Source organism: Alkaliphilus sp. B6464 (genome assembly GCF_018141165.1).
Lineage (GTDB): Bacteria > Bacillota > Clostridia > Peptostreptococcales > Natronincolaceae > Alkaliphilus_B.
Genome location: NZ_CP058557.1, coordinates 1840215 through 1852323, shown reverse-complemented (window position 1 = coordinate 1852323; position 12109 = coordinate 1840215). Strand labels below are relative to the sequence as shown.

General features: G+C 28.8%; 17 protein-coding genes. 4 read left to right on the top strand and 13 right to left on the bottom strand.

Features of this window, described 5'->3' with window-relative positions; translation table 11 throughout:
- Positions 1 to 26: 26 nt before the first annotated feature.
- The 8 genes from cas5b to HYG84_RS08970 form a co-directional block, all read right to left on the bottom strand.
- Positions 27 to 782, bottom strand: coding sequence for a type I-B CRISPR-associated protein Cas5b (cas5b, locus tag HYG84_RS09005; protein ID WP_212376006.1), 756 nt, complete (start codon positions 780 to 782; stop codon positions 27 to 29).
- Entirely contained in the window at positions 782 to 1762 is a 981-nt protein-coding gene (locus HYG84_RS09000; RefSeq protein WP_212376003.1) for a type I CRISPR-associated protein Cas7, read from the bottom strand. Before HYG84_RS09000 ends, cas5b begins: the two co-directional genes overlap by 1 nt.
- Positions 1762 to 3549 carry a type I-B CRISPR-associated protein Cas8b/Csh1 gene (cas8b, locus tag HYG84_RS08995; RefSeq protein WP_212376000.1) on the bottom strand — a complete coding sequence of 596 codons (1788 nt, stop codon included), beginning with the start codon at positions 3547 to 3549 and terminating at the stop codon, positions 1762 to 1764. Before cas8b ends, HYG84_RS09000 begins: the two co-directional genes overlap by 1 nt.
- A 15-nt stretch (positions 3550 to 3564) precedes the next feature.
- The gene (cas6, locus tag HYG84_RS08990; RefSeq protein WP_330655423.1) at positions 3565 to 4254 is read right to left on the bottom strand and encodes a CRISPR-associated endoribonuclease Cas6; all 690 of its coding nucleotides are present in this window, start codon (positions 4252 to 4254) and stop codon (positions 3565 to 3567) included.
- A gap of 106 nt (positions 4255 to 4360) precedes the next feature.
- Entirely contained in the window at positions 4361 to 4774 is a 414-nt protein-coding gene (tnpA, locus tag HYG84_RS08985; RefSeq protein WP_212375997.1) for an IS200/IS605 family transposase, read from the bottom strand.
- Between the two features lie 537 nt (positions 4775 to 5311).
- Entirely contained in the window at positions 5312 to 5767 is a 456-nt protein-coding gene (locus HYG84_RS08980) for a YbaK/EbsC family protein (RefSeq protein WP_212375994.1), read from the bottom strand.
- Positions 5768 to 5834: 67 nt separating this feature from the next.
- A complete protein-coding gene (locus HYG84_RS08975) occupies positions 5835 to 6308 on the bottom strand; it encodes a hypothetical protein (RefSeq protein ID WP_212375991.1) in 474 nt (157 codons plus the stop codon).
- Between the two features lie 19 nt (positions 6309 to 6327).
- A complete protein-coding gene (locus HYG84_RS08970; protein ID WP_212375989.1) occupies positions 6328 to 6534 on the bottom strand; it encodes a hypothetical protein in 207 nt (68 codons plus the stop codon).
- 56 nt (positions 6535 to 6590) lie between these two features.
- On the opposite strand from HYG84_RS08970, the gene HYG84_RS20315 reads away from it, so the two are divergent.
- Positions 6591 to 6896 carry a hypothetical protein gene (locus HYG84_RS20315; RefSeq protein ID WP_249168570.1) on the top strand — a complete coding sequence of 102 codons (306 nt, stop codon included), beginning with the start codon at positions 6591 to 6593 and terminating at the stop codon, positions 6894 to 6896.
- Positions 6782 to 7027: a hypothetical protein gene (locus HYG84_RS20860; RefSeq protein WP_442860794.1), complete on the top strand. Its 246-nt coding sequence runs from the start codon at positions 6782 to 6784 to the stop codon at positions 7025 to 7027. The genes HYG84_RS20315 and HYG84_RS20860 overlap by 115 nt, the downstream gene beginning before the upstream one ends.
- Here the strand turns inward: HYG84_RS20860 and HYG84_RS08960 are convergent.
- The gene (locus HYG84_RS08960; RefSeq protein ID WP_212375986.1) at positions 7024 to 7677 is read right to left on the bottom strand and encodes a hypothetical protein; all 654 of its coding nucleotides are present in this window, start codon (positions 7675 to 7677) and stop codon (positions 7024 to 7026) included. The two genes, HYG84_RS20860 and HYG84_RS08960, sit on opposite strands and share 4 nt — an antisense overlap.
- A 660-nt stretch (positions 7678 to 8337) precedes the next feature.
- On the opposite strand from HYG84_RS08960, the gene HYG84_RS08955 reads away from it, so the two are divergent.
- Both HYG84_RS08955 and HYG84_RS08950 read left to right on the top strand, forming a co-directional pair.
- Entirely contained in the window at positions 8338 to 8916 is a 579-nt protein-coding gene (locus tag HYG84_RS08955) for a YdcF family protein (protein ID WP_212375983.1), read from the top strand.
- Positions 8917 to 8972: 56 nt separating this feature from the next.
- On the top strand, positions 8973 to 9428 hold the full coding sequence (locus HYG84_RS08950) for a ferritin-like domain-containing protein (RefSeq protein ID WP_212375980.1): 456 nt from the start codon (positions 8973 to 8975) through the stop codon (positions 9426 to 9428).
- Between the two features lie 39 nt (positions 9429 to 9467).
- On the opposite strand, the gene HYG84_RS08945 is transcribed toward HYG84_RS08950, so the two are convergent.
- Genes HYG84_RS08945 through HYG84_RS08930 form a run of 4 tightly spaced genes read right to left on the bottom strand, consistent with a single transcriptional unit; the run spans position 9468 to position 12094 of the window.
- Entirely contained in the window at positions 9468 to 9605 is a 138-nt protein-coding gene (locus tag HYG84_RS08945) for a hypothetical protein (protein ID WP_212375977.1), read from the bottom strand.
- Between the two features lie 2 nt (positions 9606 to 9607).
- A complete protein-coding gene (locus HYG84_RS08940; protein WP_212375974.1) occupies positions 9608 to 10696 on the bottom strand; it encodes a GerAB/ArcD/ProY family transporter in 1089 nt (362 codons plus the stop codon).
- A 4-nt stretch (positions 10697 to 10700) separates the two neighbouring features.
- The gene (locus HYG84_RS08935; protein WP_212375971.1) at positions 10701 to 10922 is read right to left on the bottom strand and encodes a hypothetical protein; all 222 of its coding nucleotides are present in this window, start codon (positions 10920 to 10922) and stop codon (positions 10701 to 10703) included.
- Between the two features lie 17 nt (positions 10923 to 10939).
- Positions 10940 to 12094, bottom strand: coding sequence for a Ger(x)C family spore germination protein (locus HYG84_RS08930; protein WP_212375967.1), 1155 nt, complete (start codon positions 12092 to 12094; stop codon positions 10940 to 10942).
- Positions 12095 to 12109 lie beyond the last annotated feature (15 nt).

Below are 12109 nucleotides of genomic sequence, written 5' to 3'. Positions count from 1 at the left end.
AAAGGAGGGTTATCCCCTCCTTAATTTTAAAAGAAAAATACTAAATTTTTATTGCATTTATATACAGTAGTGTCCTTTACGCTATTTAAGCTTTGATTGGTATATACAAAAGTCTGAAGTTCATATTTATTCGTTGTTTCTTCTAACATTCCTGGCAACATCTCTTCGTATTTATATGGAGTCTCATATTCTTCGTCGAGGTCAAGGTCAGATAAATCTAGCTCATTATGATATAGTAGTTCAAAATGCTCCTTTATAAATAAACTATCTAATCTTTCTATATCCTCTATATTTTCTACATCACATATAATTTTTGCATCTGTAATGTTAGCAATGTGATCATTCTTCCCTAGATATGGAATATACTTAAACCTATATTCAAGAATCCTTTCAGCTAATTGCTCTTCCAGCTCACCTTGAATTAATATATATATATCCCATGCTGGATTTTCAAGCCACTGTTCTTTAACGATAAGGTTTCCATCTTTATTCGCATAACCTACTGTGTTATTAAAGTTTTGTACCTTTTTTGTTATGTAACCTTTATCATTCCTAGGTACAATTCCTACTTTAATATTTCTAAGTTTTTCGTAAAACTCTGGAAACACTAATTTATCATCCTGTATTTGCTGATTATATCCTCCATATCCCATAATAGCCCCTAAAATCCCTAATAAAGCTACTTTATGAATTTGCCCATATGTAAAATAGTAATAAGCATTAACGTCTGGCTTTTTAAAAAACGCTGTTCTACCACTAAGGGTAAATTTCAAGACATTCATTATTGCACCTCTTCTTTAGTAAAAATATTAAAGTATCTAGCTCCTTCTATTTGATCCTTTATTTTTGTTGTATATGGATTATAGTATATTTCTATATTTTTAATCTTATTTCTTAAATTATTAATAAGGGCTTCACATTGTATATGAATCACATTTTTGCTATCACCTTTTTCAAATTCCACATACTGCGACAAATCTGGAAGGTATAGATCTTTTTCTGTTTCTACAAATAGAGCAAATTCATTTTCACATCCAATTTTTGCATTCGTACTAAATGAAGTAGCTGCCACCAATGCAGTTTCTTTAAATTTCAAGTAATCTTCTTCCATGTATCCTTCTGTAGCTCCTAGTTTTTTATATTCATCATATGCAGTAGGATTTATAGTAAACGGATAGAAATAATGTGCTTCATTGCTTACAATCTTTGTACCTAAGGTAGTTTGTTTTGCATCTTCTTTTTCTTCTTCTTTATCTTTACCTTTCTTCTTATTGCTTTCTGGTTTTTCAGAAGCATCTCTAAAAGGTGATAATATTTGTTGCTCTTCTGCTCTAGACCCTTCATACTTATTAAAACCCTGTCCTATCTGAACTGCTCCCGTAATGGATATATTATTTTTCTCCTCAGCAAACGTGGCTCCAAAGTTTTTAACATCTATTGCACTAAATAAATTTTTTAGAACTGTTTTTTTATCCTTTACTTCTTTTAAATCTTCCACATTAAAAATATACTCATATCGCTCCTTTAGAGACCTTGGTATAATTTCTACTTCTCCCTTTTTATTTTCTTGTAATTTAAGAGATTTAATATATAATACTTTTTCTCCTTGTTCATTCCACATAGCCTTCAATGGATACTTAAATGCTTTATCACTTCCGAATATACTTCCGTCAGAAGTTGTCTTTGGGTAGCCAGTAAAATCGGCATTCCAGTTGCTCATTCTAGATACGATTCCTAAAACTCCAAAAACTCTCTTATTCATTAGTTACCCCCCTCATTCTCTATATTTTCTACACTTGTATTTGTATCATCACTATCGTCAGATTTTTTATATATTAAATTACTATGTAAATATCCTGCTATAATTAGATCATCCATAATTTTTTCCTCTGGCACATATGAAGAAACCATAGCGTACATGTTGTTAAATCTTCTACCATCTAAAATCGTATAGTTGTATTTTTTGTATAACTTTTTTAGCTCTTCCTTTATTCGTTCATCACTTTTAGCATTAAAAATAGGGTTCGCCAAAGAATGTGGTCTAATTTTAGATTTACTTAAAGATATAAAGTAACTACTAAGTTGTCCCACTGCAAAGTAATACTCTTCATCACTTTCTATAGACGCTGTTTCTATCTCTTTATTTTTAATTTTGCCATTTTCATTGTTTCCATAGTTTATTTTGACTTTCAGCTTATTTTTCAAGTCTTTTAAAATATCTGGCATATCCTTACACCCCTTAAAATAATATTTTAGAGAAAAAGCTAAATTAAATTGCTCCCTTGCCTTTAACAAGAATCCATTATCAATAGAACCTTTTATCAAATCTAAGCTAATATGATCTAAAATTTTAGGTACGTTACAATCTACATTTTTAAAAAACCAGTTAAATAATGTTGTTCTAGCTAATAGTAAGTTTCTTTTTAGTGCAGAATCATTAATTCTTATGTCTTTTGGCTCTGTAAAATAATTGGAAGTTAAAAATTTACTAAAAAACACTTCGTTGATAAGATTTTTTAAGTTCTCTAATTTATATATGGTTCTATATTCCAATCTAGATTTCTCTAATTCCATAACATTTACTAAATTAAAAGGTTCTATTTCGTCTTTATATAAAACCACAGTGTCAAAATCTAGTATTTCCACTTCCATTCCTTTTTTTATTCTTAGAAAATATCCACTAAAGTTATTTTCTGACGATCCATCATTATCTATTGCATTTATTCCTTCATCATTGATATACACATTGGTTTTACCTGTTGTAACTTGGTTCATTAAAAAGTCAAAGAATTTTTTTTGTAGTAATACTTCATCTTGAGATAAAAGGTAAGGGGTTTTGCTTTTTCTACTTTTATTTTCTAGATAAGGTTTTTTAGCGTTTAACCCCATATTGTCATTGGGTAGTCCAAATATTTCATTCTTTATAACAATATTATAGTCAGAGCTATTATAAATATTTGTTAGTATGTATTTTTCACTTTCTTTTTTGTACTTATCGATATCATATTTAAAAAATATTTTTAAATAGCTTTTATCGTTTCCTTCGGAAATTGCATAGATATTACTTTTTATCCATTCTTCTATCTTTTCAATTTCAGCTATATCGGACTTACCATTTTTAGCTTCTATCTTCTCATACGCTTCTCTTTGTTCTCGTTTGCTATATTTTCCCAATGGATTCTTGAATACTTCATAATATTCTGATATGACTCTATCGTTTATTTTTCCATTATGCAAGTTCTCTTTCTTTACAAAAAAGGTTAGGTAATTGTTACTGTGTATATTTTTATCTTTTATGGCTTTATTAGATTCTAAATATCTGCTCATATAGTCTGCTTGCTGAATAAAGTCAAAATGTGGATTCGTCCTATCAATTTCCCTAGTTTTTTTATCCTGCTTAATATTAATCGTATCTAATATTTCAAATCCATCATCTTTAGGTAAAACTATGACATAATCTCCATCAGCAGGAATGTGAGCATCGGTAATATATTCTTCGCCACGTTTTTTATATACCTTTTCAAAGGTTTTAATAACATCCTTTAGCAAGTTATCACCTCCTATTTAAATCATCGTATAGTTTATAAAACCAAAACCTCTTGAGTTCATTTCTCCAACTCCTGCTCCAAGAGCAAAATATGCTAATTTTTGTGCTGTTTCATTATCTGCAATATAAAATGTTAGTTTATCTCCAATCAAAGAAACATTCTTATATGGCGTTGCTATAGGCTTTCTATTATTAAATTCAATCATGTTAAATAGTTCGAAATTTTCGTCTAACCTAGTGTTGAAATAGGCGTTGTATTTTTTTATTATATTTGCTGTTATTCTTTGTCCATAAGCTTCTAAAGATAGTTCTTGTCTCCAGTACCCATTGTCTGTTTTTACAACTAAAGGTGTAATACTATATATTTTCTCTATGTGCTTTTTAGGTATTATTTTATTTTCAAATGTTAATGCCTTTATGTATTGAGTGTATTCATTCACAAGATTTTTTTTAAAATATTGCGATAATTTTTCATCTGTTGTTCTAATTATTACAGAGTATATACTACCCTCTTTATAAACTCCATCCTGCTCTAAATTATATAAAGAATTAAAGCAATAATTTTTAAACTGATTTTTTTTGTGAAATTCATAGAGTTCTGGATTTTTGCTTAATGATTTATCGATTAATTCGCTTATTTTTTCTAGTGCATTTTTACTGTCAATATTTTTTAAAAGGAAGACTTTTAATTTTAATTCATATACCATAATTTTTTTCACCTCCTATCTTTTAATTTGATGTAAACTACCCATTCAGGGTAGTCTACTTATATTAAAAAATTTATAGATTTAAAAATACCGTAATTATTGAAATTTAATCTTGGTTAGATATATCATTCTGTATTTGTTTTTTTACATATTCCTTTATTAGATTTTCATCAAATTCTACTGTATTAATATAATAGCCTATACACCAGAACTGCTTATTTCCATATTTATTTTTTAAATTTAAATTTTTATCAAATATTAGAATCGAACTTTTTCTTTTTAAATATTTAACTATATCGGATATACTGTATTTAGATGGTATACTTATAACCATATGTAAATAGTCAGCAGAAGCTATTGCCTTAAAAATTTCTATTTCTTTTTGGTCACATAATGTTCTTAAAATTCCTCCTATATCTCTTTTGTGTTTTCCATAAAACGGTTGAATTCTGTATTTTGGTACAAAAACTACACTATATTTACAATTACATACAGTATGTGTTAAACTATTATTATCCAAATTGGATACCTCCTTTTGTTTTTAAGTGGTTGGCGAACCTTTTTTAAAGCAGATGGAGGTTTTTTTATAATAAATATATTTTTTTGAAAATTGTGTGGATTTCAGCATGTATTTTATATAATAAATTTTTCCATCTCCTATCTATGTTATAATTATATCACTAAAAATTTAAAAATCAATAATATTCTTAGTAATTTTAAACTTATACTATTGAATTATAAATTTCTACACTCACACTATCTAACTTAATTTAAATGTAATTATAATACATACATCTTATGTTACGGTTAATCAATGCAGCAATTCTATACTTAGACTATATTTAAATACATTACTATGTTAAGGTTAATTTACATTGTCTATTATGCCATAAATTTTATTATTTATCCATATGATTTATATATATTAGGATATATAAAATTTCAACAATACTTCTCGAATTCTATTTAATCAAAAACAGAACAGTCTTCCACTATGTTAAAATTACGCATTAATTAATAAATTTTTAAAAACTTAATCTCTTAATTAGTTATATCTCTAACAAACATCCACCCATCTAGCTCCAGTAATCTCATGCATTTCTTCCACATTCATTTTTATAGCAGAATTTCCACTACCTGCCGCTGGATAAACTACTTCAAATTTCTTAAGTGATTCGTCCATATATATTTCAATGTCCTCTGGCAATCCAAAAGGGCACACTCCACCTACAGGATGTCCTGTTAACTCTAATGTTTCGTCAAAATTCATCATTTTAGCTTTACATCCAAAGGTTTGTTTATATTTCTTATTATCAATTCTAGCTATACCACAGGTTACCACAACAATATCTCTATCTTTTAGCCTAAAGGCCAATGTTTTTGCAATCATTGCTGGTTCTACTCCAATAGCTTTGGCAGCTAAATCTACTGTGGCGCTACTTTCATCTAAATACATTATTTTGTGTGGAAGGTTCCTATCTTCTAAATATTTTTGAACTGATAAACTACTCAATTTCATCAACTCCAAATCTTTATATAATCACCCTTTTTGTATATTTATACTATATTCTACTCTTTTTTTAGATTAATGTCAAAATTTCAGCACAATTCTGTATAGTGCAAGTAATATTATATAAACGACTTTTTACTAAAAATGTGACCATAAAAAATGTACCTATAATTCCACCTGCCGAACATATGGGAGCACATAAAGCTATTTTGACATTGGAGTCATATTCTTTTACAAATATAAGAATTATAAGGTCTGCCAAGACTCCACCGATTATTATTGATATAGTACTAAATATTGATATTCTAGCCATTATAATACCATATCCCAATGCAAATAATGTCATTACTCCAGGTTTTATAACTCTATATAAAATTAATGCTATAAGAAAACTATAAAATGGAGCATTAATAACTCCTCTTGAAAAAGGCATTATTCTATAAAGTACTGCTAATAATTTACCTAATACAACTGCTATAGCAACACATATTCCTATTGTCGTTATATCTTTTACATTCATATTCCATTTCATATTGTTTTTCATCATATTGCTCTCCCTTCTCTTAAAAGACAAAATAGGTCTTCATCAAGCCAATCGCCTTAATAATTAAAAGCTCTTGCTCTACATCCACCACAAATATTAATATACCTACAGTTTCCACAGTTGCCTTTATAGCTTTGAAAATCTCTAAGTTTTTTAAATACCTAGTTATTCTCCCATATGCTATCAAAGGTTTCTTCTTTAACATTAGCCACTTTAATAGGTACATATGAGCATATGACTTGAGGCTGCACCAAAATCAGAAGCAAAATTCATAATTGATATATGAAAAAATTAGATAAAAAAGTAAATAAACCAATAGAAAAACAATTTAATATTAATGAAGAATTTGAAACACTTCAAAACCAAAATAAGGTCTTGACACATCAAGTAGAAAAATTAACTGCCAAATTAAACTGTATGAAGAGCAATTTAAACTTAATCAACAAAAGCGTTTTGCTGCATCAAGTGAAAAAATGGATTCAAATCAATTATCAATCTTCAATGAGGCTGAGAAAGAATCACGTCCTGAAAAAGAGGAACATACCATTAAAGAAATTACATATAAGCGTAGAAAATCCAAAGGCTTAAACAAAAAGTCTTTTGAAGACCTTCCGGTAGAGGTAATTGAGTATCGTCTGAGTGAAGAAGAACAGACCTGTCCAACATTTAGCTCCCATCTACATGAAATGAGCAAGATCTTAGATTTTTTTAACGTTTAGTCAAAAGTATCAGTAAAGCTCTCTGTCCCAATTAAAGTTTCTAAGGTGTTTTTACTATCATTATCAACTATAAAACTTATAATCATTGACCTTCCATTCACATCTATAACATTGGCATTTAAAATATCTCTACCAAAAATCTTTTCCCACCGATGTAGTTTATTTGCATCCCATTTATACAACTTTCCTAACCTGACAATTCCATCTTTTTTAATATATACAAATCTAGAATTAATAAAGTAAAAATAGATTCCTATAAAAATAAACAAAATTGAATAAAATGAAGAAAATAAATTTTCACGTGCAGTATTTAAATACGAAAATTCAAATATATTAGCTCTGATATTATTTGAAAGAGGTTCTATCAAAGAATTAAATTTATTCGGAACTAATAAATCTAACAAACCTATATTAATTCCTTTATAGGATAACCCATTTATATTGTCCATAGTAACCTTAATACAAAATATTAAGTAACAGAGGCACAACATTGATGCAACTAAACTAATAGTAGTTATGGTATTTCTTTCACGACATTTTATAATAAAATCATAAGTATAACTATGCAGTTTATTCTTGTTGAAAATATTGTAAAATTTATATGCCAATATAGTAATCAACATAATATATATTAAAAAGTGATAAATCATATATACCTCCTATTACTAAAAGTTACTGTTTTAAAGACTAACGATTAAAATCATAAATACTATCAGTTTAACCATTGATGTTTATATAGATGGATTCACTTAATTCTACTAAGCCTTTATAATTATGTACATCAATAAGGTCGTCTTCTCCAGCAATAAACAAATCTCTTTCTGTAAAAGATAAAGTATGTCCAATAATAGTAAAGCGATTAGGGTGATTAATAAATATTTTCTTATATCATCACTCCTTTTTATTAACAGTTTTACCATCCTTATACTTCTATGGTATACTATAGATCAATATAAATAAACCCTTTTTAAATCGTGGTTATGAGAGGTGATATTTTGTATTATAACCTTGAACTAATTACTTTTTAATAAAGTCGAGAAGATTTTTAAATTTTATGTTGCTAGATATAATTAATTCGAAAAAAATTGAAAAGGTATTTCTTTGAAACTATTTATTTAATAATTAAAATATCCTCTAATATTCATTTAGTTATTTTCGACAACTCTAAAATATAATGAAATTATTATTGCAATTACAAACTCATATAAAAAATCCAAGCTAATTACATTAAATTCTTTATACCTTATCATCTCGTCCAGCTTCCTGTTATAATATAACTACAAAGATAACAATCCAAGGGAGGTTTAAAGATGAAATTTAAAAAACCTATTTTAATAACTATTTCATTAGGTATTATAGTCTTCGCTATTATTCAACTTTCAATAATAATAACTCCCTTTAGGGCAACCCCTAAAAAATCTGATGCAATTATTGTACTTGGAGCTAAATTATGGGGAGATAAACCTGCGCCGATGTTACAGTATAGATTGGAAAGGGCATTGGAACTTTATAATGAGGGATATGGCAATAAGATTATAGTTAGTGGGGCCCAAGGACATGATGAGCTAATTACAGAGGCCCTTGCAATGAAAAACTACCTTGTAGAAAATGGTGTACCTGAAGATGTAATATTGGAAGAAGATAATTCTTATAGTACATACCAAAATCTATATTATAGTAATAAGATTATGAAGGAAAATGAACTTGAGAGCGCTGTTATTGTATCAAATAACTTCCATGTTCATAGATCATTAATGATTGCTAACCGTCTAGATATGGATGTAAGTGCAGGTCCTACAAAAAACTATCCTAACTTAGCACTAACGATTAAGTATTATATGCGAGAAGTTCTAGCCTATATAAAGGATTTTGTTAAAGTTAAAGGATAGTATAGTAATATGCTCCCTCTAGTTAGAATATTATGTATTAGGGGGGTGTATATAAAATGTATCAAAGCTATAATAATTATTCAAATTACAATCATAACTGTAATATCTATTATATGGAGCTGATTCCTAGACTAGAGGAGTATATTCAAGATGAATTACAAGATTCTGCCTACTATAAGACTTTGGCCAAACTTGCTCCTACACAAAGGGCAAAAGATTTAATAATGGAGTTTAGCGCAGATGAAGCAATGCATGCTGAAAACTTCCAAAGAGCTTACTTTATGATAACAGGTAGGTATTTTATGCCACAACCTTTAGAGCCTGTTGTAATCGAAGATTATGAAGAAGCTTTAAAAATAAGAATATTAGCTGAGACAAAAGATTACAAAAAATACGGTGATGAATATTTAAGAGCGCCTAATAAATACCTTAAAGATTTATTTTTTGAAACAAGAACTGTTGAAGCACAACACGCAATGAGAATTCCAATATTATTTGAGGAGGAAGCATAAGACTAGTCTTATGCTTCCTTTTTTAACAAAACTGATTTATCAATCTTCAATAATCTCTTGTATTCTTACAATAATATCATCTAGTTCATTTCTTTTGTCGGTGTCTATCATGCTGTTTTGTTGTGCTTCTTCTATAGATTTAATACAATCCATTAAATTTGCCTTCCAAGCTTCCATAGTTAACTGACCTCCTCTCTACTTGGTGTTTTATTTTTAATTAAAGATATTATTAGCAATATACAAGGTATTATTACCTGAAAAGGTAAAGAGTAGTATACCATATTTCTTTCTACCCATCGATATAGATCAGGATAGTTAGGATGTAGCCACATAGATAGAGATATAACTAGGGTTACTACAGGCAATAGAAGAAGTTTATGATCTTCTAAATTAAAGATTTGTGTAATTCCTAATAGAGCACAATAAATAAAAACGACAACCTTAATTCCAACTCCTATTAGTAGATTAACCCCTACCATCGGCTCTATAACTGCCCTCGGAATCAAAGATAGGGTTATATGGGGTGGAAACGTTTGAAGAGACATCATATAGGGACCGAGGACCAGTAAATCTCTTACTAAAACTCCTAGCAAAACAAACCCTACTATTGTTACACCTAAATAAGTTGTTTTAACTATATATTTTTTTTCCTGTACAATAGGATATATCATTAAAAACACTATCATATTACCAAAGGATACAGATAATATTCTAAGCCCTATCTTTAAAACATGCAGAAATCCGCCCTCTAAAAATGGTAGAAAATTATCGTACTTAAAGGACTTCGCACTTAATAATATAGTTAATACTATAACAAAAATCATAATCGGTATAATTAGCTGATTAACCCTAGCAGCTATTTCTATTCCATTTTTCAAAGCATAGGTAATTGGTAAAAAAGCAAAACAAATAACAAAAACTGTAGGAGTTTCAATAAAGCTTACAGTAACCATATATTCACCAAAAATTCTCATGGTTAAAGATGCAAAATGAATAAAAAATATTATGTAAAGTACTCCAATTATACTTCCTAAATATTTGCCAAAATGCTCTTTTAGCATTTGTGTAAGTGTTTTTTTAGGATTAAGTTTAGCTATAAGTAAATAAATAGTAACTAATATAAAACCTCCTATCCAACTCAATATCTGAGCTAACCAGGCATTCTGATATGCAGCCTTTGCTGGAGAAGTTACTGCTAAACCGCCAAATACAAAACCTATAATGAGCAAATTTAATTCACTTATTGAAATCTTTTCTTCTTTTATCATACAATCACCTCGATAGAAAGCTATCAATAGCCTTCTCTATATATATGTCGGGACTAGGAGGCGCCTTATCAATGGCTTGCAATAAACTAATTGCAAAGCTAACTATTAATATTGTAAAATATATGGACATAGTTCTCTTAGCATTTTTAGCTTTTGCTAACATATTTAAATCAATACTAATAATTATACAAAAAATCGCAATTATACTTATTACATCCCTTACCATTAACTATCTCCTCCATTTTAACGTGCCTTAGATGGCGGTCCCGTTAATCCTGATCTTGTTATTTTAAATTCTACATCAATTTCAACAGGCACTTCTGGAAATATTTCATTCCAATTATCTTCGATTTCTCTCCAATAATCTAAATGTTTTTTACGTATTTCCTCTCCAAACCCTAAAATATCACTTTCAAATTGATTTTGAGCTATATCTATCGTTTTTTTTATATCTTGTTTAATTGTATTTTCCACTTCTCTTTCTAGATCTTTTAGTATTTTTTCCATCATCAAATCATCTTGTCCCTGTTGTTCTCCAATTATTCCTTCTGCTTTAATACTAATATAAATTTTAGGTTTTTCATTTTCAATTTTAGCTCTAACCTTCCCATTAGAACGCAGTTGCTCTATTACTACTCTTTTATTTTCATTCAAAGGATCTTTAATACCAATTACTCTGTCACGTATTTCATTTTTTATATATAATAGTCCTACTGTTTCATACTTTTCTAGCCAGCCAACTAGTTTATCCTCTTTAAAAACAGCGGTTCCTTCCAGTTCCATATTCTTTATTAGACCCTGTTTTTCTCCTTCTTTAAATTTAACTACCCCGATTGTAGTATTCAATATATTTTCATTTAGATCCCTTACCACTTTAAAAGTGTTTATATTTCGAATAACACCACTATGTAAATTGTCTTCTAAAATTTCTTTCAAATGTATTGCAGGAATATTCTTCAGCGTACTTTGGGCACTAATCACTTCTTTAGCCGTGGTTCCCCTTGCAATTATTACACTGGAATTTAACCTTACTTCGTAGTCTCTAGTAAAATAATCTAATACATCCCTTATTCCTTCTTTAGCTAATTCTTCACTAATTACCATTACTTGTACATGACTATAAAAAGGTCTACGATTAACTGTCTTTAGTTGTTCTCTAGCAGCTTCAAACACAGTTTTTGCTTTAGTAGAATTAACCCATATAGGCTGTATATTACGACCATCACCAGCTTCCTCTATTCCAAGACCAGAGGGGTTAACTATTTGTAATGTTAGTTCAATTTCTTGGTCTTCTGCTTTATCTATACCTACACCTACTATAATAGCTCTATGGGTTAGATCTTGTTCATGCACGCATCCAATTAGACTCATGCATAATAGTAAAGTTGCTAAAAACATAAATATGTTTTTAAA